The organism is Mycobacterium sp. 050134, assembly GCF_036409085.1.
Lineage (GTDB): Bacteria > Actinomycetota > Actinomycetes > Mycobacteriales > Mycobacteriaceae > Mycobacterium.
In genome coordinates, this window is the sequence record NZ_JAZGLV010000008.1 from 137,540 (window position 1) to 163,238 (window position 25,699).

Annotated in this window: 24 protein-coding genes and 1 tRNA gene; 14 read left to right on the forward strand and 11 right to left on the reverse strand. The window is 67.3% G+C overall.

The window, feature by feature from the left end:
- Complete coding sequence (locus tag SKC42_RS11585) at window positions 1–1,614, reverse strand: peptide ABC transporter substrate-binding protein (RefSeq protein ID WP_330964442.1); 1,614 nt, start codon at window positions 1,612–1,614, stop codon at window positions 1–3.
- A 31-nt stretch (window positions 1,615–1,645) separates the two neighbouring features.
- A complete protein-coding gene (locus SKC42_RS11590) occupies window positions 1,646–2,191 on the reverse strand; it encodes a DUF4232 domain-containing protein (RefSeq protein WP_442932097.1) in 546 nt (181 codons plus the stop codon).
- A 110-nt stretch (window positions 2,192–2,301) separates the two neighbouring features.
- On the opposite strand from SKC42_RS11590, the gene acs reads away from it, so the two are divergent.
- Window positions 2,302–4,260: an acetate--CoA ligase gene (gene acs, locus SKC42_RS11595; RefSeq protein ID WP_330964443.1), complete on the forward strand. Its 1,959-nt coding sequence runs from the start codon at window positions 2,302–2,304 to the stop codon at window positions 4,258–4,260.
- Between the two features lie 12 nt (window positions 4,261–4,272).
- On the opposite strand, the gene SKC42_RS11600 is transcribed toward acs, so the two are convergent.
- On the reverse strand, window positions 4,273–4,971 hold the full coding sequence (locus SKC42_RS11600; RefSeq protein ID WP_330964444.1) for a serine protease: 699 nt from the start codon (window positions 4,969–4,971) through the stop codon (window positions 4,273–4,275).
- A gap of 188 nt (window positions 4,972–5,159) precedes the next feature.
- Here SKC42_RS11600 and SKC42_RS11605 point away from each other — a divergent pair, with 188 nt between their 5' ends.
- Both SKC42_RS11605 and SKC42_RS11610 read left to right on the forward strand, forming a co-directional pair.
- Window positions 5,160–5,702, forward strand: coding sequence for a phage holin family protein (locus SKC42_RS11605; protein WP_330964445.1), 543 nt, complete (start codon window positions 5,160–5,162; stop codon window positions 5,700–5,702).
- Window positions 5,703–6,668 (forward strand): alpha/beta fold hydrolase, encoded by a 966-nt coding sequence (locus SKC42_RS11610; RefSeq protein ID WP_330964446.1) that lies wholly within the window; start codon window positions 5,703–5,705, stop codon window positions 6,666–6,668. It abuts the gene before it with no gap.
- A 9-nt stretch (window positions 6,669–6,677) separates the two neighbouring features.
- On the opposite strand, the gene marP is transcribed toward SKC42_RS11610, so the two are convergent.
- Genes marP through nth form a run of 4 tightly spaced genes read right to left on the reverse strand, consistent with a single transcriptional unit; the run spans window position 6,678 to window position 10,031 of the window.
- The gene (marP, locus tag SKC42_RS11615; RefSeq protein WP_330964447.1) at window positions 6,678–7,871 is read right to left on the reverse strand and encodes an acid resistance serine protease MarP; all 1,194 of its coding nucleotides are present in this window, start codon (window positions 7,869–7,871) and stop codon (window positions 6,678–6,680) included.
- A gap of 11 nt (window positions 7,872–7,882) precedes the next feature.
- A complete protein-coding gene (locus tag SKC42_RS11620) occupies window positions 7,883–8,674 on the reverse strand; it encodes an NUDIX hydrolase (protein WP_442932098.1) in 792 nt (263 codons plus the stop codon).
- 19 nt (window positions 8,675–8,693) lie between these two features.
- Complete coding sequence (locus SKC42_RS11625) at window positions 8,694–9,341, reverse strand: TlpA family protein disulfide reductase (RefSeq protein ID WP_330964448.1); 648 nt, start codon at window positions 9,339–9,341, stop codon at window positions 8,694–8,696.
- 9 nt (window positions 9,342–9,350) lie between these two features.
- A complete protein-coding gene (gene nth / locus SKC42_RS11630) occupies window positions 9,351–10,031 on the reverse strand; it encodes an endonuclease III (protein WP_330964553.1) in 681 nt (226 codons plus the stop codon).
- A 161-nt stretch (window positions 10,032–10,192) separates the two neighbouring features.
- On the opposite strand from nth, the gene SKC42_RS11635 reads away from it, so the two are divergent.
- Together SKC42_RS11635 and crp are read left to right on the forward strand one after the other, a co-directional pair.
- Entirely contained in the window at window positions 10,193–10,588 is a 396-nt protein-coding gene (locus tag SKC42_RS11635) for a hypothetical protein (RefSeq protein WP_330964449.1), read from the forward strand.
- Window positions 10,589–10,685: 97 nt separating this feature from the next.
- A complete protein-coding gene (crp, locus tag SKC42_RS11640) occupies window positions 10,686–11,360 on the forward strand; it encodes a cAMP-activated global transcriptional regulator CRP (protein ID WP_044508824.1) in 675 nt (224 codons plus the stop codon).
- Between the two features lie 114 nt (window positions 11,361–11,474).
- Here the strand turns inward: crp and SKC42_RS11645 are convergent, their stop codons facing one another.
- Genes SKC42_RS11645 through SKC42_RS11655 form a run of 3 tightly spaced genes read right to left on the reverse strand, consistent with a single transcriptional unit; the run spans window position 11,475 to window position 12,889 of the window.
- Window positions 11,475–12,266: an MBL fold metallo-hydrolase gene (locus SKC42_RS11645; RefSeq protein WP_330964450.1), complete on the reverse strand. Its 792-nt coding sequence runs from the start codon at window positions 12,264–12,266 to the stop codon at window positions 11,475–11,477.
- Between the two features lie 5 nt (window positions 12,267–12,271).
- Complete coding sequence (locus SKC42_RS11650) at window positions 12,272–12,727, reverse strand: RidA family protein (protein ID WP_330964451.1); 456 nt, start codon at window positions 12,725–12,727, stop codon at window positions 12,272–12,274.
- Window positions 12,728–12,889, reverse strand: coding sequence for a hypothetical protein (locus tag SKC42_RS11655; RefSeq protein WP_330964452.1), 162 nt, complete (start codon window positions 12,887–12,889; stop codon window positions 12,728–12,730).
- A gap of 75 nt (window positions 12,890–12,964) precedes the next feature.
- On the opposite strand from SKC42_RS11655, the gene SKC42_RS11660 reads away from it, so the two are divergent.
- Window positions 12,965–13,993, forward strand: a complete 1,029-nt coding sequence (locus tag SKC42_RS11660) for an ArsA family ATPase (protein WP_330964453.1) — start codon at window positions 12,965–12,967, stop codon at window positions 13,991–13,993.
- Window positions 13,990–15,120, forward strand: a complete 1,131-nt coding sequence (locus tag SKC42_RS11665; protein WP_330964454.1) for an ArsA family ATPase — start codon at window positions 13,990–13,992, stop codon at window positions 15,118–15,120. The genes SKC42_RS11660 and SKC42_RS11665 overlap by 4 nt, the downstream gene beginning before the upstream one ends.
- A 243-nt stretch (window positions 15,121–15,363) precedes the next feature.
- On the opposite strand, the gene SKC42_RS11670 is transcribed toward SKC42_RS11665, so the two are convergent.
- Window positions 15,364–15,714, reverse strand: a complete 351-nt coding sequence (locus tag SKC42_RS11670) for a WhiB family transcriptional regulator (protein ID WP_330964455.1) — start codon at window positions 15,712–15,714, stop codon at window positions 15,364–15,366.
- Between the two features lie 360 nt (window positions 15,715–16,074).
- Here SKC42_RS11670 and ponA2 point away from each other — a divergent pair, with 360 nt between their 5' ends.
- From ponA2 to arsB, 7 genes are all read left to right on the forward strand, one after another.
- Complete coding sequence (gene ponA2, locus SKC42_RS11675; RefSeq protein ID WP_330964456.1) at window positions 16,075–18,501, forward strand: transglycosylase/D,D-transpeptidase PonA2; 2,427 nt, start codon at window positions 16,075–16,077, stop codon at window positions 18,499–18,501.
- Between the two features lie 64 nt (window positions 18,502–18,565).
- Window positions 18,566–19,525: a metallophosphoesterase gene (locus SKC42_RS11680; protein WP_330964457.1), complete on the forward strand. Its 960-nt coding sequence runs from the start codon at window positions 18,566–18,568 to the stop codon at window positions 19,523–19,525.
- Entirely contained in the window at window positions 19,522–20,598 is a 1,077-nt protein-coding gene (locus SKC42_RS11685) for a PLP-dependent cysteine synthase family protein (protein ID WP_330964458.1), read from the forward strand. Before SKC42_RS11680 ends, SKC42_RS11685 begins: the two co-directional genes overlap by 4 nt.
- A 62-nt stretch (window positions 20,599–20,660) precedes the next feature.
- Window positions 20,661–20,734: transfer RNA gene (locus SKC42_RS11690), tRNA-Pro, on the forward strand.
- A 1,045-nt stretch (window positions 20,735–21,779) separates the two neighbouring features.
- Complete coding sequence (locus tag SKC42_RS11695) at window positions 21,780–23,444, forward strand: hypothetical protein (RefSeq protein ID WP_330964459.1); 1,665 nt, start codon at window positions 21,780–21,782, stop codon at window positions 23,442–23,444.
- A 448-nt stretch (window positions 23,445–23,892) separates the two neighbouring features.
- A complete protein-coding gene (locus SKC42_RS11700; RefSeq protein ID WP_330964460.1) occupies window positions 23,893–24,237 on the forward strand; it encodes an ArsR/SmtB family transcription factor in 345 nt (114 codons plus the stop codon).
- The gene (gene arsB, locus SKC42_RS11705; protein WP_442932099.1) at window positions 24,234–25,691 is read left to right on the forward strand and encodes an ACR3 family arsenite efflux transporter; all 1,458 of its coding nucleotides are present in this window, start codon (window positions 24,234–24,236) and stop codon (window positions 25,689–25,691) included. Before SKC42_RS11700 ends, arsB begins: the two co-directional genes overlap by 4 nt.
- The last annotated feature ends 8 nt before the right edge of the window (window positions 25,692–25,699 follow it).

The window sequence follows — 25,699 nt, forward strand, 5'->3', positions numbered from 1 at the left end:
TCAGCCCTTCATGATGTTCTCGTAGTCCGGCAGACCGTTCCACGTGACGGTGACCCCGTTTACCTCCGAGGACCATCCCACCACGCTGATGTTGTCCCACAGTGGGACGGCGGGCATGTCGTGCAGCAGGACTTGCTGCGCACGATTGGCCAGGGCGTCCGCGTCCCGCATGGTCGGCGCGGCCTCGGCGGCCGCGAGCGCTGCGTCGAATTCGGCGCTGGAGTAGCCGACGTCGTTCGATCCCGCCCCGCTAGCGAAGACCGGCGCCAGGAATTCCAGTAGCGACGGATAGTCGCCCTGCCATGACGCGCGGAAGGCCGTCGAGATGGTGTGGTTGGTGATCTGGGTGCGGAATCCGGCGAAGGTGGGCTGCGGCGCGCCGACCGCGTCGATGCCGAGGACATTTTTGATGCTGTTGGCGACCGCGTCGACCCACTCCTGGTTCCCGAGGTCGGCGTTGTAGGCGATCGCGTACTGGCCGCTCCACGGCGAGATCGCGTTGGCCTGTCCCCAGAGTTGTTTGGCACGTTCGGGATTGAAGTCGAGCGCGTCGTTGCCCGGCAGGTTCGGGTCGAAGCCGGGCAGGGATTGGGCGGTGAAGTCGCGCGCCGGGCTGCGGGTGCCCAGGAGGATCTGCTTGCAGATCTGCGCGCGGTCCACGGCGGCCGACAACGCGAGCCGGCGCAGGCGGCCTTCCTCACCGCCGAAATGCGCGAGCCGCAACGGGGTGTCCAGGCTGTGTTTGATCGCGACCGGGCCGCTGGCGACGTGGTCGCCGAGATCGCGCCGATACACGGGCAACGCGCTCGGTGGAATCGTGTCGAGCACATCGAGATTCCCGGACAGCAGGTCCGCATAGGCGGTATCCAGGTTGGCGTAGAACTCGAATCGCAGGCCTTTGTTGCGGGGCTTGCGGTTTCCCCGATAGTCGGGGTTGGGCCTCAGGTCGATTTTGACGTTGTGTTCCCAGGCCGGGCCGTCCGGTCCGTCGGCAAGCTGGTAGGGACCGTTGCCGATCGGGTTGCGGCCGAAGGCCGCCATGTCACGAAAGGCGCTGTCGGGCAGCGGGTAGAACGCGCTGTGACCCAACCGCATTACGAAGTCGATGGTGGGCGCCTTGAGCCTAACGGTGAATTCGAGGTCGTTGACCACCTGCAGCCCGGTCATCGTGGTTCGCTTCGCATCCGCGGCCGCGACATCGTCGAATCCGTCGATCGGGCTGAAGAAGCTCTGCTCGAGTTGGGCGTTGCGGCTCAGCGCGCCGTAGTTCCACGCGTCGACGAACGAGTGTGCTGTCACCGGCGAGCCGTCGGTGAACTTCCAGCCGGACTTCAGCACGATGCGGTAGTTGACGTTGTCGGCGCTCTCGATGGCCTGGGCGACCTCGTTCGAAGGCTTCCCGCCTGCGTCGTAGGAGATCAAGCCGGCGAAGAGCCGATTAAGAATTCGGCCTCCGTTGTTGTCGTTGGTGCTGGTCGGCACGAGGGGGTAGGGCGGCTCCGCGCCGTTGACCAGAACCAGGTCCGGGGTGAGCACTCCGCCGCCGCAGCCGACCGGCAACAGGATCACGGCGGCCGAGACCAGTAAGGCGAGGGTCGCCCGCATCCGACGCATGCCTGCGACCTTAGGGCCTGAGCGGACCTGGTCAGCCAGCGGTTACCGGGTGCACCTGCAGCGAGCACGCGTCGATGGGGGCCGCGACGGGGAAGACCTGACCGGCGTCCGGCGGCGTGACCAACAGGCCGGTATACGTCGGGCACAGGTTGCCGTCGCGGTCGATCGCCATGCCCTCCACAACGGCCTGCGCCTGGGTCGAGAGCGACAGCGTCACCGTGGGGGACACCTCCACACCGGCCGGCAACCCGCCCATGTACCCGCGCGGCGTGGGCTCGGCGTGTAGGGGCGGCCCGCCGTCGCCCGTGTCCACCGCTGGATAGCCGTTCAGCGTGCACGGCTCGACGCCGCTCGCGAGGCTGAAATACAGCGTCACCGAGCGGTGACCGACCGCCGCCTGGATCGGGGAAGCGTTCACCGCGATGCGATCCGACCAGCACGGCACCGGTTGGTCGCCGGTGCCGAAGGGCACGGCCCGCGCGGGTGGTCCGGACACGACGGCGCCCACCCAGCCCACCGCCACCGCGGCGAGACTGCCTACCAACCGGCGGCACCACCGCCCTCCAGATCCCGGCACCCCGTGATTATCGATTACAAGGACAATTTTCACCCCGGTTTGACGGACCGCTTTTCGCCGCGCGGCGTTAGGCTCACAGACGGTTTACGCGCCTCGACATAGGAGAACCAGTGACCGCCACGAACCACGCGGGCCCGTCGTCGTATCCGCCCCCGGCCGAATTCGTTCAGCAGGCCAACGCCGGTGAGGAGTTGTACCGCGAGGCCGAGGAGGACCGGCTGGCGTTCTGGGCCAAGCAGGCCAACCGGTTGTCCTGGTCGACGCCCTTCACCGAGGTGCTCGATTGGACCGACGCGCCGTTCGCCAAGTGGTTCGCCGACGGGAAGCTCAACGTGGCCTACAACTGCGTGGATCGCCACGTGGAGGCGGGGCTCGGTGACCGGGTTGCCATCCACTGGGAGGGCGAACCGGGCGACAGCCGCAGCCTGACCTATTCGGACCTGCAGGCCGAGGTTTGCAGGGCGGCCAACGCGCTGACCGGGATCGGCCTCGTCGCCGGGGACCGGGTGGCCATCTACATGCCGCTGATCCCCGAGGCGGTGATCGCGATGCTGGCCTGCGCGCGGCTGGGCCTCATGCACAGCGTCGTGTTCGCGGGCTTCACCGCCAAGGCGCTGCGGGCCCGGATCGCCGACGCCCAGGCCAAGCTGCTGATCACCAGCGACGGTCAGTTCCGCCGCGGCAAGCCGGCCCCGCTCAAGGACGCGGCCGACGACGCCACATCGCCCGACGAGGATGGCGACAGCCCCGTCGAACACGTTCTGGTGGTGCGCCGCACCGGAATCGACGTGTCGTGGAACGAGGGTCGCGACCTGTGGTGGCACGAAGTCGTCGACTCGGCGTCCCCCGAACACACCCCGCAGCCCTTCGACGCCGAGCACCCGCTGTTCCTGCTCTACACCTCCGGCACCACCGGCAAGCCCAAGGGCATCGTGCACACCAGCGGCGGTTACCTGGCCCAGGTCTCCTACACCCACTACTACGTCTTCGACATCAAGCCCGAAACCGACGTGTTCTGGTGCACCGCCGACATCGGCTGGGTCACCGGACACACCTACGGCGTCTACGGACCGCTCTCCAATGGCGTCACCGAGGTGCTCTACGAGGGCACACCGGACACCCCGACCCAGCACCGGCACTTCGAGATCATCGAAAAGTACGGTGTGACAATCTATTACACTGCCCCCACGCTCATCCGCACGTTCATGAAGTGGGGCCGGGAGATCCCCGACGCGCACGACCTGACCAGCCTGCGACTGCTGGGATCGGTCGGCGAACCGATCAACCCGGAGGCTTGGCGCTGGTACCGCAAGGTGATCGGCGCGGACAGCCTGCCGATCGTCGACACCTGGTGGCAGACCGAGACCGGCTGCGCGATGATCTCCCCGCTGCCCGGGGTCGCCGCGGCGAAACCGGGTTCGGCGATGCGGCCGTTGCCGGGCATCTCGGCCAAGATCGTCGACGACCACGGCGACCGGCTGCCGGCGGGCAGCAAGGAGGGCGAACACATCACCGGCTACCTGGTGCTGGACCAGCCGTGGCCGTCCATGCTGCGCGGCATCTGGGGCGATCCGGAGCGCTACGTCGAGACCTATTGGTCCCGGTTCGCCGAGCAGGGGTGGTACTTCGCCGGCGACAGCGCCTGGTACGACCCCGACGGCGACATCTGGGTGGTGGGTCGCATCGATGACGTGATGAACGTGTCGGGGCATCGGCTCTCGACGGCCGAGGTGGAGTCCGCGCTGGTCGGCCACGTCGCGGTAGCGGAGGCGGCCGTCGTGGGCGCGACGGACGAAACCACCGGCCAGGCCATCTGTGCGTTCGTCGTGCTGCGCGCCGACTACCAGGTGCACGACGGGATCGTCGACGAGCTGCGCGTCGAGGTGGCCCGGGAGATCTCGCCGATCGCCAAGCCGCGCGAGGTACACGTGGTGCCCGAACTGCCGAAGACCCGCAGCGGCAAGATCATGCGGCGCCTGCTGCGTGACGTCGCAGAGAACCGCGAGCTGGGCGACACGTCGACGCTGCTCGACCCCGGCGTGTTCGACGCGATCCAGTCCCCGAAGTAGCGGGGCCGCGCGTCAGGCGGGCAGCGGCACGAAGCCCGCGCCGGGCCGGTGCTTGGCGTTGATGTCGGCGATGATCGCGTTGAACGACTGGACCACCGCCGGGGTGTGCAGCGGGATGTACTTGATGACGCAGGTCGGCAGGTTGTCGCTGAACGCGCCGTGGATCATGCCCACCAGCAGACCGTTGACGGTGACGGGCGCCCCGGAGTCCCCCGGCTGGCCGCAGACCTGCATGACGATGGTGCCCGGGTCCTGCCCCGGACCCCAGGTGACCCCGCAGGAGTTGCCCGTGGTGCGGCCCTGCTTGCAGGCGATCTCGCCGAAGGCCGGATCGGGGCCGATGCCGTTGATCGGGAAGCCGTTGTAATTGGCCGTGGGTGTCACCTTGGCCGGGTCGAACTTGATGACCGCGTAGTCCAGGGTGTCGTTGCCGGCGACCATGGTGCCCAGAATGCCGGCGTTCTCGGCGCCCTCGGCGGCGACCTTGGCGCCGGGGCCGCCGCAGTGCGCGGACGTGAAGCCGATCAGCTCCCCGGCGGCGTCGTTGCCGATGGTGGTGAGGGTGCACATGGTGTCCCCGTTGATCACGATGCCCGCACCGCCGCCCATCGGCACCCGGACATCGGCCGCGGCGGCGCGGACGGGCAGGCCCACGAGCGCCAACAGCATGGTCATCGTCGCGGCCACGAAGTACCGGTGCGCCGTCCGCACAGCACCACTCCCATCGATCGACCGGCGTGAGGACCGGCTTGGCCAGTCTATGGGCTCGAAGGCCCCCGCGGCCCAAATGGGGCGCCAGCAGGGGCGGTCCTCGGCTGGCCTCGTTTGGGGCCACATCCGCATGGCAACATAAACCGCGACGAGAGCGCGCCGGGGCGAGAAACGAGAGAGGTCCGTCTGTGAGCAAGAGCGATGGCAAGAACGGTGTGCCCAGCACCTTGACCACGATTCCGTTGACCGACCCGCACGCCAAGGCCGTCGAGCCGTCGATCGGTGATCTGATCAAGGACGCGACCGCCCAGGTCTCCACGCTGGTGCGCGCCGAGGTGGAACTGGCCCGCTCCGAGATCACCCGGGACGTGAAGAAGGGCCTGACCGGCAGCGTCTTCTTCATTGCCGCCCTGGTCGTGCTGTTCTACTCCACCTTCTTTTTCTTCTTCTTCCTCGCCGAGCTGCTCGATACCTGGCTGTGGCGCTGGGCCGCGTTCCTGATCGTGTTCGGGATCATGGTCGTGGTGGGAGCCCTGCTCGGACTGCTGGGCTTCCTCAAGGTGCGCCGCATCCGCGGCCCGCGGCAGACGATCGCATCGGTCAAGGAGACGCGCACCGCGCTGACCCCGGGCCACGACAAGTCCGCCGCCGGCGCGAAGACGCTCACCGAGGCTCACGGCCGGCACGAAAGGCCCGAGGATGGGGCCCCGGCCGATCCCTCGGGTTGGTAGATGGCAGCACCGGACCCGTCGGTCGCGCGCATCGACGGGCCATGGCGCCATCTGGATGTGCACGCCAACGGCATTCGGTTTCATGTCGTCGAGGCCGTGGCGTCCGGCGCCGACACGGCCGGCCCGGTCACTGCGCAGCCGCTGGTGATGATGCTGCACGGCTTCGGATCGTTCTGGTGGTCGTGGCGCCACCAGCTGCGCGGCCTGAGCGGGGCGCGGATGGTCGCGGTGGACCTGCGCGGCTACGGCGGCAGCGACAAGCCGCCCCGCGGCTACGACGGCTGGACGCTCGCCGGCGACACGGCGGGACTGATCCGCGCGCTCGGGCATTCGTCGGCGACGCTGGTCGGCCACGCCGACGGCGGGCTGGCCTGCTGGGCCACCGCGCTGCTGCACTCGCGGCTGGTGCGCGCCATCGCGCTGATCAGCTCGCCCCACCCGGCCGCGCTACGACGGTCCACGCTGACGCGCCGTGACCAAAGTCGCGCCCTGCTGCCGACGCTGCTGCGCTACCAGCTGCCGGTCTGGCCGGAACGCCTGCTGACCCGCGACAACGCCGCGGAGGTCGAGCGCCTGGTCCGCCACCGCGGCGGGGCCAAATGGGTTGCCTCCGAAGATTTTTCGGAGACCGTCGGGCACCTTCGGATGGCGATCCGCATTCCGGCGGCCGCGCACTGCGCACTGGAATACCAGCGGTGGGCGGTGCGCAGCCAGCTGCGCGACGAGGGCCGGCGCTTCATGAAGTCGATGTCGCGGCAACTCGGACTGCCGCTGCTGCACCTGCGCGGCGAGGACGACCCCTACGTGCTGGCCGACCCGGTGGACCGCACCCAGCGCTACGCGCCCCACGGCCGGTACCTATCCATCGCCGGCGCCGGGCATTTCAGTCACGAAGAGGTGCCGGAGGAGACCAACCGGCACCTGATGCGATTCTTCGAGCAGGTGCACGGCTCGCCGGCCCGCTGAGCGCGGGCATCAGCTGACGCACGTCCCGGTGGCCACCTGGGCGGTATCGCCGATCTTGGCGAGCTGGCCGGCCACCTCGTCGGCCGTCAACACGAAGCCGGTGTCGGGATCGTCGACGGCCGCGCCGAACACCACGCCGAGCACATGCCCTTCCAAGTCGATCAGCGGTCCACCCGAATTGCCTTGCTCCACACTGGCTCTGATGGTGTACACGTCGCGGGTGACCGGTGTCGGGTCCCGATAGATGTCCGGGCCGCTGAGCTTGATGGCCTCGCGGATCCGCGCCGGGGTCGCCGTGAAGTTGCCGCCGCCGGGATAGCCCAGCACCACAACGCTGGCACCGGATTTCGCCTCGTTCTGCGCGAAGGCCAGCGGCGGCGGGGGCAGGTTCGGGACGGCGAGGATCGCGATGTCGACCGACGGGTCGTAGGACACCACGGTGGCATCCAGGGGGCTGCCGCTGGCGTAGATCTGGACGCTGTTGGAGCCGGCGACCACGTGCGCGTTGGTCATCACCCGGTCGGGCGCGATCACGAAGCCACTGCCCTCCAACACTTTCTGGCAGCTCGGCGCCAGGCTGCGCACCTTGACGACGCTCGGCGCGGTGGCCAGCACCACCGGGTTGTTGGCCAGCGCGGGGTCGGGCGAGGCGACCGGAATCACCGGGGTACGGCTGAACGGCTCCAGCACGGCGGGCAGGCCCGAGGTGTTCAGCAACGCCGACAGCCGCTTGGGCACCGTCTTGAGCCACGGCGGCGCAATCTCGTTGACCTGCGCCAGCACTCGCGAACCCTTGACCGCGGAGGCAAGCTCGGGCTGGTCCTTGGACTGCGTCAGCGGCGTCGCCAGCAACCACGCCGCCGTCAGCACCACCAGGAGCTGGACCCCCACGCCGATGACCGAGTCGACCGATCGCACGGTGCGGCTGTGGATCGCACTGCGAACCGCGCGCCCGAGCACCACCCCGGCGACCTCCCCGACGACCACCAGCGCCAGGATCAGAAACAGCGCGGTGAACAACTTCGCGCGCGGGGCGGCGATGTGGCTGACGATGTGCGGAGCCAGCAGGACGCCCGCGATGGCGCCGAGCAGCACACCCGCGAACGACAACAACGACCCGAGCGCGCCGGACCGCCACCCCGAGATGGCCGCGATGAACGCGACGGCCAGGACGGCGATGTCGAGCCACTGCGACGGGGTCATCGCGTTCATGTTCATCGGCGTGACCCGCCCTGGTCGCCGACGAGCGCCATCGCCGCGTCCAGCTCGCGCATGTCGGTGGTGTCCCACGGCTGCGCCCAGCCGGCGACGTCGAGGAGCGCCGAGATCACCTGGCCGGTGAAGCCCCACACCAGCATCTCGTTCAGCAGGAACGCCGGACCGGCCCAACGGCGACCGAGGTCGCCGCGGTACACCATCAGCCGGTTGGCCGGATTGACGAAGGCGCGCACCGGAACTCGCGCGACCACGGCTGTTTCGGCCTCGTTGACGACGGATACCGGCCCGGGATCGGGCGAGTACGCCAACACCGGGACGACGTGAAACCGCGACGGCGCGATGAATAGGCGGTCCATGGTGGCCAGCGGGTGCAGCCGGGACGGGTCGATCCCCGTCTCCTCGCGCGCCTCGCGCAAGGCGGTGTCTACCGGGCCGTGATCGGTCGGGTCGGACGCGCCGCCCGGAAAGGCCGCCTGGCCGGCGTGGTGGCGCAGGGTCGAGGCGCGCACGGTCACCAACAGGTCGGCGTCCTCGGGCAGTCCGGAATCGGAGGATCCGCCGGCCGGGCCGGAGAACAGCACCAGGACGGCGGCTTCCCGGCCGCCGGCGCGCGACGACACGGCCTTGCTCACCATCTCCAGCACATCGGCGGGCAGGCGGCGCCGGTACGCGTCGGGGATCGCGGCGATGTTGTCGACCAGCGGGCGCAGCCAGGGCGGGCAGGCTTCGGGACCGGGTGCAAGCATCCCCGAGGCCGCCGGCGGGCGGGCAGGACCCCCAGCACTCACCGCGCCTCCTCGTCCGTCCTTATCCCGTGTCGCTTCCGACCGCGGCCGCGATGTCGTCGGCGCTGGCGAAGGCTCGCGGCAGCGTCTGCGCAACGCTACCGTCTGGTCGCAGCACCACGGTGGCGGGCATGACATTCACGACCCCCAGCGCCGCGGCGATCCGGCGGCGGCCGTCCTGCAGGGTCGGCAGACGAACCCCCAGGTCAGCCAGCCGCAGCAACGCGGCCGTCTCGTTCTCGTCCTGGTGCACCGTCAGCACGGTCACGCCCGGCCCCACCCGGCGCTGGTATTCGGCCATCGCCGGGAGTTCGGCCGCGCACGGCGCGCACCAGTACGCCCAGAGGTTGAGGACGACGCGTCGCCCGGCCAGCGCCCGCGGGACGTCGACGACCGAGCCGTCGGCCGCGCATTCCACCGTCACCCCGCGCAGGGCCGCGGAACCGGACACCGCGGGATCGGCGCCTGGGACGGGGCATGGCAACAGGTTGGCGCGCTCGCGGGGACCGGCGAGCGCGGCCGTCGTGTCGGCGTCCCGGTGTTCGCGCGCGGCGGGCGGTGGGGCGGTCGCGTTGGTCGCGGAGCGGTCGCGCAGCTCGGCGACCAGCGCCGCCACCAGCGCCGCCACCACCACGAGGATCGCGATCGTCCAGCGCGTCGTCCGCGTCAAGGTCGTGCTTTACAGCCCGGCCAGGGCCAGCAGGTGCGCGGTTTCCGGCCCCCGCACCAGGGGTGCGGCGAGCACGGGATCGGTGGGGCCGAGGCCGAAGGATGGGCAGTCTTTGGCGACCACGCACACGCCGCACGCCGGTTTGCGGGCGTGGCACACGCGGCGGCCGTGAAAGATCACCCGGTGGCTCAGCATCGTCCACTCTTTGCGGTCGATCAGCTCACCGACCGCGTGCTCGACCTTGACCGGGTCCTCCTCGGCAGTCCACCGCCACCGGCGGACCAGGCGCCCGAAGTGGGTGTCGACCGTGATGCCGGGGATGCCGAAGGCGTTGCCCAGGATGACGTTGGCCGTCTTGCGCCCCACGCCGGGCAGCGTTACCAGCTCGGCCATGGTCGACGGCACCTCGCCGTCGAACCGTTCGACCAGTGCCTGCCCGAGATTGATCAGCGAGGTGGCCTTGTTACGGAAGAAACCAGTGGGACGAATGAGGTTTTCCAGTTCCGCGCGGTCGGCTTGCGCGTAATCCAGCGCCGTCCGGTACTTGGCGAAGAGCGCCGGCGTCGTCAGGTTGATCCGTTTGTCGGTGCTCTGCGCGGACAGGATGGTCGCCACGGTGAGCTCCAGCGGCGTCGTGAAGTCGAGCTCGCAGTGGGCCTGCGGAAAAGCCTGCGCCAGTGCCCGATTCATCCGCCGAGCCCGGCGCACCAGACCGACCCGGCTCTCGTCAGCCCAGCGGCCGGCCGAGTTGCCTCCGGGGGTGGTCGAGGTGGACTTCGCGCGCCCGGACGCCTTCGCCGCTGTCACCTACGACAGAGTACTGATTTCGTGATCTCGCTGAGACCTTGGGCATGTTTACTTCCCTTGTGTCATGGTTGCTGGTGGCGTGCGTTCCGGGGCTGCTGATGCTCGCTGCGCTCGGTCTGGGGCGGCTGGAACGCGACCTCTCGCCGGCGGCCGTCACGGCGACCGACGTCGACGAGTTCCTCGACCAGGCCGAGGCCGTCGACGTCCACACACTGGCCCGGGAGGGCATGCCGGAGGCGCTGGAATTCCTCCATCTACGTCAGGCGCGGGAGCTGTCCCACCCCCGCCCGGCGGGCCGGCACGCCCTGCCGAGCCCCGCCGCGCCGCGCTTTGCCGTGGATTCCCGGGAGACCGTTCAAGCCCTCGTAGCTGTGCGAATGCACGCCCATTCAGGTGTTAATCCGGAATTTACGCTAACCCGATACGTCAATCGTGTGTAGCGTTGGCACGTTGGACACATTGGTTACCTCTAGACTCATCTCGCGGGTACGGGGTTAGCCTGCCCAGATCACTTAATTGGAAAGCTGAAGAGGCAACGTGGACGAGATCCTGGCAAGGGCCGGAATCTTCCAAGGGGTTGAGCCCGGCGCAGTCGCCGCACTGACGAAGCAATTGCAGCCAGTCGACTTCCCGCGGGGGCACACGGTTTTCGCCGAAGGTGAGCCCGGCGACCGGCTGTACATCATTGTTTCGGGCAAGGTGAAGATCGGTCGTCGCTCTCCGGATGGCCGGGAGAATCTGCTGACGATCATGGGCCCGTCGGATATGTTCGGCGAATTGTCGATATTCGACCCGGGGCCCCGGACATCGAGCGCGACCACCATTACCGAGGTGCGGGCCGTATCGATGGACCGCGACGCACTGCGGGCGTGGATCGCCGATCGGCCCGAGATCGCCGAGCAGCTGCTGCGCGTGCTGGCCCGCCGGCTGCGCCGCACCAACAACAACCTGGCCGACCTCATCTTCACCGACGTGCCGGGCCGGGTCGCCAAGCAGCTGCTGCAGCTGGCGCAACGCTTCGGTACGCAGGAAGGCGGCGCCATGCGCGTCACCCACGACCTCACCCAGGAGGAGATCGCCCAGCTGGTGGGCGCGTCGCGCGAGACCGTGAACAAGGCGCTCGCCGACTTCGCGCACCGCGGCTGGATCCGCCTGGAGGGCAAGAGTGTGCTGATCTCGGACTCCGAGAGGCTGGCCCGCCGAGCGAGGTAAGCGCGGGCGTTGCGCGGGCGTATTTGGCACCCGCGAGCGTGCGTGTCGGTACGCGGACACGCCGTCACAGCTGTACAACTGCGCACGCTCGCCGGCCGCCCCTCGGCGCCCGCGTCAACCGCGCAGGTAGTCCAGCTGCGCCTGGACGGACCACTCGGCGGCGTCCCAGAGTTTCTCGTCGACGTCCACATAGACGTGTTCGACCACCTGGCGGGGCGTGGCGTCGTCGCCGATGGCGCGCAGGGCTGCACGCACCTGCTCCAGGCGTTCGTGCCGATGCCGCAGATAGCCCGCGGCGACGTCCGCCAGGTCGGGCAGCTCGGGGCCGTGCCCGGGCAGCACCGTACGTCGGCCGAGGCCGCGCAGCCGGCGCAGCGACTCCAGGTAGTGCGCCAGGCTGCCGTCTTCCTTGTCGATGACGGCGGTGCCGCGGCCCAGCACGCTGTCGGCCGTCAGCACGGCGTCGTCGAGGACAAAGGACAGCGAGTCGGCGGTGTGGCCCGGGGTGGACATCACTTTGATCGTCAGCCCCGCGGCGTCGATCACCTCGCCGTCCGTCAGCTCGCGGACCAGGCCGCGCAAGAAGCCGCTGCCCGCCGACCGCACCGGGGCCCCGGTCAGCTCGACCAGCTTGTCGATGCCGTCGGTGTGGTCGCCATGGCGGTGGCTGATCAGCACCAGCGCGACGGGGCCGAGCTCGGCGATCCGCGCGATGTGCTCGTCATCGTCCGGACCGGGGTCCACGACGACCACCTCGTCGCTGCCCGGGCCGCGCAGCACCCAGGTGTTGGTGCCCTCGAGCGTCAGCAAGCCGGGGTTGTCCGCCAGCATGACCGACGCGGTCTCGGTCACCGCCCGCAACCGGCCGTAGGCGGGATGCGTCGGCGACTCGGCGGACTCGGGCACAGCCGTCAGCCGACCTCGACGATCAGCTCGACCTCCACCGGCGCATCCAGCGGCAGCTCCGATACGCCCACCGCCGAACGCGCGTGCGCCCCACTGTCGCCGAACACCTCACCCAGCAGGTCGGAGGCGCCGTTGACGACGCCCGGCTGACCGTTGAAACCGGGAGCCGAGGCGACGAACCCGACCACTTTCACCACCCGGGTGACCGCGTCGATCCCGACCAGCGAATTAACCGCCGCCAGCGCGTTCAGGGCGCAGACGCGGGCCATGGCCTTGGCCTGTTCCGGGGTGATGTCCGCCCCAACCTTGCCCGTCCCCGTCAGCTTTCCCGCTTCCATCGGAAGCTGACCGGAGGTGTAGACGAGGTTGCCGGTGCGTACCGCGGGCACGTAGGAGGCAAGCGGCGCAACGACTTCCGGAAGCGTGACACCGAGCTCGGCAAGCCGGGCCGACGCGCTCATCTACTTGGCGCGCTTCAGGTACGCGACGTGGTCCTGACCGGTGGGCCCGGGCAGGACGGCCACCAGCTCCCAGCCGTCGGCGCCCCACTGGTCGAGAATCTGCTTGGTGGCGTGGGTCAGCAGCGGAACCGTGGCGTATTCCCATGCGGTCGGTTGGGTCATGGGGGGAGCTTATCGGTCGCAAACTCACGGCTCTGGCCAGGCCGGGGCGGCGCCCGGCGGTCGGGCTAGCATGCGATGGTGGCAACCACATCTAGCGGCGCTGCTAGTTCCCTGGGCTGGCCGACGCGCCTGTCGAAGGCCCGCCTGCACTTCGTCACCGGCAAAGGCGGGACGGGCAAGTCGACGATCGCGGCCGCGCTGGCACTGACCCTGGCCGCCGGGGGCCGCAAGGTCCTGCTCGTCGAGGTCGAGGGGCGCCAGGGGATTGCGCAACTCTTCGACGTCCCGCCGCTGCCCTACCAAGAGCTCAAGATCGCGACCGCCGAGCGCGGCGGCCAGGTCAATGCCCTGGCCATCGACATCGAGGCGGCGTTCCTGGAGTACCTCGACATGTTCTACAACCTCGGCATCGCGGGCCGGGCGATGCGGCGCATCGGCGCGATCGAGTTCGCGACGACGATCGCGCCGGGCCTGCGCGACGTGTTGCTGACCGGCAAGATCAAGGAGTCGGTCGTCCGCCTGGACAAGGGCTCGAAGAAGCCGGTTTACGACGCGGTCGTCGTCGACGCGCCCCCGACCGGCCGGATCGCACGCTTCCTCGACGTGACCAAGGCGGTGTCGGACCTGGCAAAGGGCGGGCCCGTGCATTCGCAGGCCGAAGGGGTGGTGAACTTGCTGCACTCCGACCAGACCGCCATCCACCTGGTCACCCTGCTGGAGGCGCTGCCGGTGCAGGAGACGCTGGAGGCCATCGAAGAGCTCGCGGAGATGCAGCTCCCGATCGGCAGCGTGATCGTCAACCGCAACATCCCGACCTACCTGGACCCAGGCGACCTGGCCAAGGCGGCCGAGGGCCACATCGACGCCGACTCGGTGCGGGCCGGGCTCGAGATGGCCGGAATCTCGCTGGCCGACAACGACTTTGCCGGTCTGCTGACCGAAACTATCGAGCACGCAACCAGAATCACCGCGCGGGCCGAGATCGCTCAGCAACTCGACGCGCTGAAGGTGCCGCGGCTGGAGTTGCCGGCAATCTCCGATGGTGTGGACCTCGGCAGCCTCTACGAGCTGTCCGAATCGCTTGCGCAGCAGGGGGTCAGATGAGTATCACGCCGACGACCCTCGACATGGGCGCGATCCTCGCCGACACCGGCAACCGGGTGGTGGTGTGCTGCGGCGCGGGCGGCGTGGGCAAGACCACCACCGCGGCGGCGATGGCGCTGCGGGCGGCCGAATACGGGCGCAACGTCTGCGTGTTGACGATCGACCCGGCCAAGCGGCTGGCGCAGGCGCTGGGCGTGAACGACCTCGGCAACACCCCGCAGCGTGTCCCGCTGGCCCCGGAGGTTTCCGGCGAGCTGCACGCGATGATGCTCGACATGCGACGCACGTTCGACGAGATGGTGATCCAGTACTCCGGAACCGGTCGGGCGCAAAGCATTCTGGACAACCAGTTCTATCAGACGGTCGCCAGCTCCCTGGCCGGCACGCAGGAATACATGGCGATGGAGAAGCTGGGTCAGCTTCTGGCCCAGGATCGTTGGGACCTGGTCGTCGTGGACACCCCCCCGTCCCGGAACGCGCTCGACTTCCTGGACGCCCCGAAGCGACTGGGCAGCTTCATGGACAGCCGGCTGTGGCGACTGCTGCTCGCTCCCGGTCGGGGCATCGGCCGACTGGTCACCGGCGCAATGGGTTTGGCCATGAAGGCGATGTCGACGGTGCTCGGCTCGCAGATGCTGAGCGACGCCGCGGCGTTCGTCCAGTCGCTGGACGCGACGTTCGGCGGGTTCCGCGAGAAGGCCGACCGCACCTACGCCCTGCTCAAGCAGACCGGCACGCAGTTCGTCGTGGTGTCGGCCGCCGAACCCGACGCGCTGCGGGAGGCGGCGTTCTTCGTCGACCGACTCTCTCAGGAGGGCATGCCGCTCGCCGGGCTCGTCCTGAACCGCACCCACCCGCCGCTGTGCTCGCTGCCGGCGGAGCGGGCCATCGACGGGAGCGAAACGCTGGAGGCCAAGGCGGACTCCGAGGAGGCATCGCTGGCGGCCGGTGTCCTGCAGATCCACGCCGACCGAGCGCAGACGGCGAAGCGGGAGATCCGATTGCTGTCCCGGTTCACCGGCGCCCACCCGCACGTCCCCGTCATCGGCGTCCCGTCGCTGCCGTTCGACGTCTCGGACCTGGAAGCGCTGCGGGCGCTGGCCGATCAGATCACTGCCGCGGGGTAGCTCGCGGCCTTATTAGGCACGCGCCAGTTAGCGTCCGGATTCTGTTTGGCGCCGAAGACGAAACGCCAATCGGCACAATCGACTTCGTCCGCGGCCAGCGATCGGGCCGCTATTGAACAAAGTCAGTAACGAATCGGCCGAGAGCCGTAACAAAAAAGTAATTACGAAAACCTAAGTTTTCAGAATTGAGTGCAGCAATCGGTCCCGTCCGAGCGACCCTGCGCGGGGCGGGACCCGGCGACCTCAGCCGACGCTGCGGGGCCTCCGCTTGTCGAAAAAGTCGGCCCACGACACCACATCCGGGTGCTGCTTGAGCAAAGCCCGGCGTTGCCGTTCGGTCATGCCACCCCACACACCGAACTCGACCTTGTTGTCCAACGCGTCCGCTCCGCACTCCTGCATGACCGGGCAGTGCCGGCAGATCACCGCGGCTTTGCGCTGGGCCGCCCCCCGGACGAACAATTCGTCGGGGTCGGTCGTCTTGCACAGCGCCTTCGAAACCCATGCAATCCGATCCTCGGCGTCGACGCTTCGGAGCACCCCTTGTGCGGCCGCGATGTTGGTCCTCCGCGCGGCCGGCCGCGTTCCTGACACGAGCTGTTCCCTTCCTCTCGGCCGCCCTTCGCGACCGTCCCTCCTCAAGTGCAGACCCCTTGCGATCTACGCCACACCATGCAGATCGGTGTTATCTGAATCTCACCGTGTGTCTAAGTTAGGTGGTCAGGTGGCAATTGCGCAACAGTCTCATAACGCTTTTTTTGGGACGCCCGTGCAGTCTCGCCTCAAAACGATACGTCTTAGTTACCAGAATCGCGCTACATCTGGGCGACCGTTCAGTTACCCAGGCGAAAATTTTGGCCCGCAGCGATCATAAGTTGGCTGGTCAGGCCCGGCGGCGGCTTTCGAAAAAGTCGTCGCCCGGCGGCGTGTCGCGAGGCCGCTACTCTAGTACCCATGTCAGACCGCCCCCCGGCCGCGCTAACGATCCTCAAGCTTGCGGGGTGCTGCCTGTTGGCCAGTGTGGTGGCAACGGCGCTGATGTTCCCGCTCGCCGGGGGGCTCGGGCTCATGTCCAACCGCGCCTCCGAGGTGGTGGCCAACGGATCGGCCCAGCTCCTGCAGGGCGAGATTCCCGCCGTGTCCACCATGGTGGACACGAAGGGCAACACCATCGCCTGGCTTTACTCGCAGCGCCGCTTCGAGGTGCCCAGCGACAAGATCGCCAACACGATGAAGCTGGCGATCGTGTCCATCGAGGACAAGCGGTTCGCCGACCACAACGGGGTGGACTGGAAGGGCACGCTGACGGGCCTGGCCGGGTACGCGCGCGGGGACGTCGACACCCGCGGCGGCTCCACCATCGAGCAGCAGTACATCAAGAACTATCAGTTGCTGGTCACGGCGAAGACCGACGCCGAGAAGCGCGCGGCCGTCGAGACCACCCCCGCCCGCAAGCTGCGCGAGATCCGGATGGCGCTCACGCTCGACAAGACGTTCACCAAGCCCGAGATCCTGACCCGCTACCTCAACCTGGTTTCGTTCGGCAACGGCTCGTTCGGTGTGCAGGACGCCGCCCAGACGTACTTCGGCATCAATGCGTCCGACCTGAACTGGCAGCAGGCGGCGCTGCTGGCGGGCATGGTGCAGTCGACCAGCGCGCTCAACCCCTACACCAACCCCGACGGCGCCCTGGCCCGGCGGAACCTGGTGCTGGACACGATGATCGAGAACCTGCCCCAGGAGGCCGACGCACTGCGCGCCGCCAAGGCCACGCCCCTGGGGGTGCTGCCGCAGCCCAACGAACTCCCACGCGGCTGCATCGCCGCGGGCGACCGAGCCTTCTTCTGCGATTACGTGCAGGAATACCTGTCGCGCGCCGGGATCAGCAAGGAGCAGGTGGCCCGCGGCGGCTACCTGATCCGCACCACGCTGGACCCCGACGTCCAGATCCCGGTCAAGGCGGCCATCGACAAGTTCGCCAGCCCAACCCTGCCCGGCATCTCCAGCGTCATGAGCGTGATTCAGCCCGGTAAGACGTCGCACAAGGTGATGGCGATGGCCAGCAACCGCACCTACGGCCTGAACCTCGACGCCGGCGAAACCATGCGCCCGCAGCCGTTCTCGCTGGTCGGCGACGGCGCCGGCTCGGTCTTCAAGATCTTCACGACGGCCGCCGCGCTGGACATGGGCATGGGCACCAACGCCACGCTCGAGGTGCCCGGCCGATTCCAGGCCAAAGGCATGGGCAGTGGCGGGGCCAAGGGCTGCCCCAAGGACACCTGGTGCGTCGTCAACGCCGGTAACTACCGCGGCTCGATGAACGTGACCGACGCGCTGGCGACCTCGCCCAACACTGCGTTCGCCAAACTGATCCAGCAGGTCGGCGTTCAGCGCACGGTCGACATGGCCATCAAGCTCGGCCTGCGCTCCTACGCCGACCCCGGCACCGCGCGGACATACAACCCCGACAGCAACGAGAGCCTGGCCGACTTCGTCAAGCGGCAGAACATCGGGTCCTTCACGCTCGGCCCCATCGAGGTGAACGCGCTGGAGCTCTCGAACGTCGCGGCGACGTTGGCCTCCGGCGGCGTGTGGTGCCCCCCGAACCCGATCGACAAGCTCATCGACCGGAACGGCAACGAGGTCGCCGTCACCACCGAGACCTGCGACCAGGTGGTGCCCGAAGGCCTGGCCAACACGCTGGCGAACGCGATGAGCAAGGACGCGGTGGGCGGCGGCACGGCCGCGGGTTCGGCCGGCGCCGCGGGCTGGGACCTGCCGGTGTCCGGTAAGACGGGCACCACCGAGGCGCACCGCTCGTCGGGCTTCGTGGGCTTCACCAGCCACTACGCGGCGGCGAACTACATCTACGACGACTCGCCCAACCCGACCGACCTGTGCTCCGCGCCCCTGCGGCACTGCGGCGAGGGCGACCTCTACGGCGGTAACGAGCCGGCGCGCACCTGGTTCACCGCCATGAAGCCGATCGCCCTCAACTTTGGCCCGGTGGCGTTGCCGCCCACCGACCCGCGGTACGTCGACGGGTCACCCGGGTCGCGGGTCCCCAGCGTGGCGGGGTTGAAGGTGGACGCGGCCCGCCAGCGGCTCAAGGACGCGGGCTTCCAGGTCGCGGACCAGACCAACTCGGTCAACAGCAGCGCGGAGATGGGCGAGGTCGTGGGCACCACGCCCAGCGGCCAGACGATTCCGGGCTCGATCATCACGATCCAGGTGAGCAACGGCATCCCGCCCGCGCCGCCCCCGCCGCCGGAAGGTTTGCCGGCGCCGATCGGGTCGCAGGTGGTGGAGATTCCCGGCCTGCCGCCGATCACCATCCCGTTGCTGGCGCCTCCCCCGCCGCCCGGTCAGCCGCCCCCGTAGGCGTTGCGGCGCCGTCGACGCGCGGAATGCGCTGCGAGTCCCCGACCGGCAGTACGCTTCCTGCATGGCTGAAGTTTTGCCCATTCTGATTCGTACCGGTGCCGCCGCGGTCGGTTCGGCCGTAGCCGGGATCGGTTACGCCTCGCTCGTGGAGCGCAACGCCTTCGTGCTGCGCGAGATCACCATGCCCGTGCTGACGCCGGGTTCGACGCCGCTGCGCGTGCTGCACATCAGCGATCTCCACATGACGCCAAACCAGCGCCGCAAGCAGGCGTGGCTGCGCGAGCTGTCCGGCTGGGAGCCCGACCTGGTGGTCAACACCGGCGACAACCTGGCCCACCCCAAGGCGGTGCCCTCGGTCGTCCAGGCCCTGGGCGACCTCCTGTCGCGGCCCGGCGTGTTCGTGTTCGGCAGCAACGACTACTTCGGGCCGCGCCTGAAGAACCCGTTGAACTACGTGACAAACCCGTCGCACCGCGTCCGCGGTGGGGCGCTGCCGTGGCAGGACCTGCGGGCGGCGTTCACCGAGCGCGGCTGGCTCGACCTCACTCACACGCGCCGCGAGTTCGAGGTGGCCGGCCTGCACGTCGCGGCCGCGGGCGTGGACGACCCGCACATCCACCGTGACCGGTACGACACGATCGCCGGCCCGGCCAGCCCGGCCGCGAACCTGCGGCTGGGGCTGACCCATTCGCCCGAGCCGCGGGTGCTGGATCGGTTCGCCGCCGACGGCTACCAGCTGGTGATGGCCGGTCACACGCACGGCGGCCAGGTCTGCCTGCCGCTGTACGGCGCGCTGGTGACCAACTGTGGCCTGGACCGCTCGCGGGCGAAGGGGCCGTCGCGCTGGGGGGCCGACATGCAGCTGCACGTCTCGGCCGGGATCGGGACGTCGCCGTTTGCGCCTGTGCGGTTCTGCTGCCGGCCCGAGGCGACGCTTTTGACCCTGATCGCGGCGCCGATGGGCGGGCGGGACTCGGTCAGCGATCTGACCCGTTCGCAGCCGACCGCCTCGGTGCGTTGACGCACCGGGCCTGGACCGACGACGCGATCCGGCTCATCCAGGCCGACGCCCGCCGCAGCGCCGACACGCACCTGCTCCGCTACCCGCTGCCGTCGGCGTGGTGCTCCGACGCCGACGTCGCGCTGTACCTCAAGGACGAGTCCACACACATCACGGGCAGCCTCAAACACCGGCTGGCGCGCTCCCTCTTCCTCTATGCCCTGTGCAACGGCTGGATCGGGGAACACACCACCGTCGTCGAGGCGTCGTCGGGATCGACGGCGGTCTCCGAGGCCTACTTCGCGGCCCTGCTCGGCCTGCCGTTCGTCGCCGTGATGCCGGCGGCGACCAGCACCGCAAAGGTCGCGCTGATCGAGTCGCAGGGCGGCCGTTGCCATTTCGTCGCGGACTCGAGCCAGGTGTACGCGGAGGCGCAGCGAGTCGCCGACGAGACCGGCGGCCACTACCTGGACCAGTTCACCAACGCCGAGCGCGCCACCGACTGGCGCGGTAACAACAACATCGCCGAGTCGATCTACCAGCAGATGCGCGACGAGCGCTACCCGATCCCCGACTGGATCGTGGTGGGCGCCGGCACCGGGGGCACCAGCGCGACGATCGGCCGGTACATCCGCTACCGGCGGCACGCGACCCGGTTGTGCGTGGTCGACCCGGAGAACTCCGCGTTCTATTCCGCCTATACCCAGCGGCGGTACGACATCGTGATGCCGGTGTCGTCGCGCATCGAGGGCATCGGGCGGCCGCGGGTGGAGCCGTCGTTTCTGCCCGGCGTGGTCGACCGCATGGTCGCGGTCCCCGACGCGGCCTCCATCGCCGCCGCGCGCCACGTCAGCGCCGTCCTGGGCCGGCGGGTCGGCCCGTCGACGGGCACGAACCTGTGGGGCGCCTTCGGCCTGCTCGCCGAGATGGTCGCCGACGGCCGCAGCGGGTCGGTGGTGACGGTGATCGCCGACAGCGGCGACCGCTACACCGACACCTACTTCAGCGACGACTGGGTGAGCGCGCAGGGCCTCGACCCGGGAGAGCACGCCGAGGCTCTGGTCGAATTCGAGCGGTCCTGCACCTGGGCGTGAGCCGAAGACACCGCGATTTGGTGAGCCGCCGGGCGGGTGCGATAGGCTGTCGGAGCTTCAAGCGGGGTGTGGCGCAGCTTGGTAGCGCGCTTCGTTCGGGACGAAGAGGCCGTGGGTTCGAATCCCGCCACCCCGACTCGCAATGTTGCAGCTAGAGCGAGAGGGCCCTGACTCGTTTTCGAGTTCCGGGCCTTACTTTCGCTCGATTCCCGCGGCAGGTTGCGAGGACCTTGTTCGAGGTCGTCCAGAACCGCTAACCCCAAGTCCAGGCCATCCGCGAACTGGTCGGCATAGGTGGCTAAGTCGGCGCGGCCGAGGCGTGGCCAAGCATCGTCTGAATGGCCTTCAGGTTGACGGCTGGCGCAGATGGTCGCTGAAAGCGTCGTAATTGTCACCGCGCCTGCGAGCTGGCCAGAAGGTAGGCGTGTGCAAGCAGGTCTGATGAGCGCCCCGCCTCCTTGAGCCCGGGCGAAATCGCAGGCCCAGGCGAACATCTGCACCAAGAGCACGCGAACTCGCCAACCGCCTTGAGTGGCGCCGGCACTGTTGTAGTCTCATCCTCGTTCACCTAAGTGTCGCTTGCGGCCCCGTGACAGAACCGCCGCATCCAGCGACCGCTCGCGACTCTAGAGATGGCACCAAGATCCGCCGATGGTTACCACGCCCCAACAACAGCGGCTCCTGCGGATCAGCAAATCCGATAAGCGGGTGCTTAGTCACTTCGCTGAGGGCGAGAACCTAGCGAGCACCTTCGGAACTAGTATCACCGACTTAACTCATCGCGCAGCTGCGGATAGGCTTGTCCTGGGTGAGCATTTCCTCGAAGTCGCCAACCGACTGAGAAAATCACGGTCACGAGGCCTCGACTGGCGCACAGTTATTGGACGATACTACTACTCGATGTACCACAGCATGCGGGCAGTCTCGTATTTTCACGTCGGTGGTGATGATTGCCAAGACCACACCAAATTATTCAGCTCTGTGCCATCCGATTTCCCAAATTCCTCCATTCGGTCTAACGAACTGAAAAGCGCGCGCCTTTGGCGCAATGAAGCGGACTACGATCCTTACCCACAGTCAGCGGCCCACTTCAAAGCGATTGCATTGAACCTTCAGCCGATAGCTAATATATTTGTTGGCGATTGCCGCTTCTATCTAAGCAGCAAGGGATGTGCGCACGTATGATCAATTTCGATACACAGTCTGCACGCAGGTTTATCAATAAATTTTTAATCGACGAGGCTGGCATCTCTGCGCTAGACGTGCAGATTAAAGATTACCCGAATGAACGTAATTACATAGTATTCGTGGCACGGGACGACCTCGCATGCGCCTCGGAGCTATCTGAGGCCCTTGAGTTACAACTTTCGTCACCCGGCCAACAGTGTTTTGTTGTCTTTCGCGTGGCGAGTCTAGAACTTACCGAGGCCGACAAATCAAGGACGTCAGTAAAGAACCTGGCCGATCAACGCATTTCAGAGCTTGTCAGTCTGGTGAGCGCAAGGTCTAGGGTATCCGCCGCGGAGCCGAGCCTTGGCTATGTACCAAATGCCCGCGCGAGCTTGTCTGCCGTCACAGCCGCACGCCATCACTTGATATTCGGACGCCGCGGCGCCGGAAAGACGGCGCTCCTTGTGGAGGCGAGAAGAAATATCGAGTCGGCAGGCGCGGTAACAGCGTGGATTAATATTCAGACATATCGACACGAAGAACCCCAACGAGTTGTTTTATATACCCTTGATAAAATTCTCAGCAGCCTAATAGCTGCTCGTCAATTAAGCGTAAACAACCCTGCAGCGATTACACTATCGAAAGTCCATAATCGAATCTTGACCCTGCTAGACAAAGAATCGAACTCCGCAAGAGAAGTCGAATTACTGATCCCCCGAGTGCAAGACGCAATTGCTCACCAGCTCGATCTCACGTCTTCAAGAATATTTGTTTTCTTAGACGACTTCTACTACGTCAGCCGAAACGCCCAGCCCCAGATACTTGACATGCTTCACGGGATTACGCGTGATTCGCAAGTCTGGCTCAAAGTCGCTTCTATCAAGCACCTAACACGTTGGTGGTTAAACTCACCGCCGACCGGACTGCAGACAGGCCAAGACGCTGAAATTATCGATCTGGATGTCACGTTGCAGGATCCGCGGCAGGCCCAGGACTTCCTCGAAACCGTACTAGCCGGCTATGGCAAGCGGGTGGGAATATCCTCGTTGTCACAGATTTACTCCCGGACTGGCCTTGACCGTCTTGTTTTGGCGTCTGGGGCCGTACCTCGCGATTATCTTGTGCTGGCAGCAAGTGCATTGACACGCGCTCAGCAACGCCCAGGCGCCCGGCAGGTCGGGGTTCAGGAGGTTAATCAGGCAGCCGGCGACGCCGCTGCCACCAAGATTAACGAACTCGAAGAGGATATGGCCTCGAATCCCGGAGCCGCTCAAAAGACGCTTGACACCCTCAAAGTGGTGCGTAAGTTTTGTCTGGAGACATCCTCGTACACTTACTTCCTGGTCAGCTTTCGTGACAAAGAGGACAATCCGATTTGGTATAGTTTGCTAACCGACCTGATGGACGTTCGATTAATCCATTTGGTGGATGCAGGAGTGTCTGATCCTCACTCAGCCGGTCACCGATACGAAGCATACATGCTCGATTTGAGCCAGTTCTCGGGCGCCCGGCTGAAACAACGGATTCGAGTTCTTGACTTTTCTGCTGGAAACTTCGTCTCCCGGCAAACACGCGGAAAGGAGCCGGACCGCGTCGGCTCAACCTCTTCCCAGCTAAGATCAATTCTGCGCGGGGCACCGCAACTAGAACTGACGAAACTCGAAGGCATCACTTAGTCATAAGATCGTTGGCGATATTCCACCATGTAACCCCATTACCGGTTGCACACGGACCAAATACAATTCGAAACTTGTCCGCAAGCATCCATTGGACGCACCGTCGTTCCTTCCGATTCGTTAAACGAAAAACCTCAAAGCTACTGGGTCGCCCGAGTGCCGACATCTCCTAAACAAATTCGATCGGCGCGCCAAACACTGACCGTCTCCGACGAGTCGGTGAAGCCAATCTACGTCCCGCCGTATAACTGTCCCAACCGCCAGACGATGACTAGCCTGTTTTCCGTCGTAATGGCCCTACCTCGGCCCCCATTGTGTGCAGCCGCGTCTGGCGGGGCAACACGCTAACCCGTGGTAAACGCGGATGGTGGCGAATCCGGAGAGGGAGTTCCCAGGGTCTATGTCTGCTCTTGTTGCGTCTTGATTCGATGGATGTTTATATAGACGAATGTCGAACCAGGCGGGGACGGGGTGTTGCCCACCGCTGACGGCCGATGCCCTCAGCGAGTCGCAGGCGACGGGGCTGGCGGCGATGTTCAAGGCTCTCGGCGATCCGGTGCGCCTGCGCCTGCTGAGCCTCGTCGCCAGCCACCCGGGCGGTGAGGCGTGCGTCTGTGAGATCTCGGCGACGTTCGACGTCTCGCAGCCGACGATCTCGCATCACCTCAAGCTGCTGCGCTCGGCCGGGCTGCTGGATTGCGAGCGTCGGGGCACGTGGGTGTACTACCGGGTGATTCCCGCGGCCCTGCAACAGCTCTCGGCGGTCCTTCACGTCGGCCCGGGCGAACGGTGACGTCGGTGACCGCCAAAGACACCGCGACCCGCCTGCCCACGCCGGACCGTTTCCTGCCGGTGTGGATCGGCGTGGCGATGGCCGGCGGCCTGCTGCTCGGCCGGCTCGTGCCCCGCCTCGGGTCGGCACTGAGCGCCGTTGAGGTGCAGGGCATCTCGCTGCCGATCGCGGTCGGCCTCCTGGTGATGATGTACCCGGTGCTGGCCAAGGTACGCTACGACCGGCTCGACGAGGTCGCCACCGACCGCAGGCTGATGGTCTCCTCGCTGCTGCTGAACTGGGTCGTCGGGCCGGCGGTGATGTTCGCACTGGCGTGGCTGTTCCTGCCCGACCTTCCCGAGTACCGCACCGGGCTGATCATCGTCGGGCTGGCCCGGTGCATCGCGATGGTCATCATCTGGAACGACCTGGCCTGCGGCGACCGGGAGGCGGCGGCGGTGCTGGTCGCCCTGAACTCGTTGTTCCAGGTCGTCATGTTCGCGGCCCTGGGCTGGTTCTACCTGTCGGTGCTGCCGGGCTGGCTCGGCCTGCCCCGCGCCGGCATCGAGGTCTCCCCCTGGCAGATCGCCAAGTCCGTGCTCGTCTTCCTCGGCATCCCCCTGCTGGCCGGGTTCCTGTCGCGCCGGCTCGGCGAACGCGTGAAGGGCCGCGCCTGGTACGAGTCGACGTTCCTGCCCCGCATCGGCCCGTGGGCCCTCTACGGGTTGCTGTTCACCATCGTGATCCTGTTCGCCCTCCAGGGCAGGCAAATCACCTCGCGGCCCGTGGACGTGGCCCGGATCGCGGTGCCGCTGCTGGCGTACTTCGCGATCATGTGGGCCGGCGGCTACGCCCTCGGGTACGCCCTGCGGCTGGGCTACGCCCGCACCACGACCCTGGCGTTCACCGCCGCCGGCAACAACTTCGAACTGGCCATCGCGGTCGCGATCGCCACCTACGGCGTCACGTCCGGCCAGGCACTGGCCGGCGTGGTCGGACCGCTGATCGAGGTGCCCGTGCTGCTCGGACTGGTGTACCTCGCCCTGTCATTGCGCGCCGGCCTGTTCCCCGACAAGCCGAGCGTGCTCTTCGTCTGCGTGCACAACGCCGGCCGCTCGCAGATGGCCGCCGCGCTCCTGAGTCACCTGGCGGGCGATCGCATCGAGGTCCGCTCCGCCGGCACCGAGCCGGCGGATCAGATCAATCCGGCCGCCGTCGCCGCCATGGCCGAGGTCGGGATCGACCTCACCGCCGCCCACCCGAAGCTCCTGACCGGTGACGCGGTCGAAGCCAGTGACGTGGTCATCACGATGGGTTGCGGCGACACCTGCCCGTTCTTTCCCGGTGTGTCGTACCGCGACTGGAACCTGCCGGACCCCGCCGGCCAGCCGCTGGGCGCGGTCCGCGCCATCCGCGACGACATCGCCGACAGAGTCCAGGCGTTGGTCAGCGAACTCCTGGCCACCACCCCGTAACCGCACGC

Bases quoted from the DNA above. Each gene is read 5' to 3' on its own strand.
- SKC42_RS11660 (WP_330964453.1), top strand. From the start codon at position 12,965: ATGGTGGCAACCACATCTAGCGGCGCTGCTAGTTCCCTGGGCTGGCCG.
- SKC42_RS11680 (WP_330964457.1), top strand. From the start codon at position 18,566: ATGGCTGAAGTTTTGCCCATTCTGATTCGTACCGGTGCCGCCGCGGTC.
- nth (WP_330964553.1), bottom strand. From the start codon at position 10,031: ATGAATCGGGCACTGGCGCAGGCTTTTCCGCAGGCCCACTGCGAGCTC.
- ponA2 (WP_330964456.1), top strand. From the start codon at position 16,075: ATGTCAGACCGCCCCCCGGCCGCGCTAACGATCCTCAAGCTTGCGGGG.
- SKC42_RS11695 (WP_330964459.1), top strand. From the start codon at position 21,780: ATGATCAATTTCGATACACAGTCTGCACGCAGGTTTATCAATAAATTT.
- SKC42_RS11650 (WP_330964451.1), bottom strand. From the start codon at position 12,727: ATGAGCGCGTCGGCCCGGCTTGCCGAGCTCGGTGTCACGCTTCCGGAA.
- SKC42_RS11655 (WP_330964452.1), bottom strand. From the start codon at position 12,889: ATGACCCAACCGACCGCATGGGAATACGCCACGGTTCCGCTGCTGACC.
- SKC42_RS11610 (WP_330964446.1), top strand. From the start codon at position 5,703: ATGGCAGCACCGGACCCGTCGGTCGCGCGCATCGACGGGCCATGGCGC.
- SKC42_RS11700 (WP_330964460.1), top strand. From the start codon at position 23,893: ATGTCGAACCAGGCGGGGACGGGGTGTTGCCCACCGCTGACGGCCGAT.
- SKC42_RS11665 (WP_330964454.1), top strand. From the start codon at position 13,990: ATGAGTATCACGCCGACGACCCTCGACATGGGCGCGATCCTCGCCGAC.
- marP (WP_330964447.1), bottom strand. From the start codon at position 7,871: ATGACCCCGTCGCAGTGGCTCGACATCGCCGTCCTGGCCGTCGCGTTC.
- SKC42_RS11635 (WP_330964449.1), top strand. From the start codon at position 10,193: ATGTTTACTTCCCTTGTGTCATGGTTGCTGGTGGCGTGCGTTCCGGGG.
- SKC42_RS11585 (WP_330964442.1), bottom strand. From the start codon at position 1,614: ATGCGTCGGATGCGGGCGACCCTCGCCTTACTGGTCTCGGCCGCCGTG.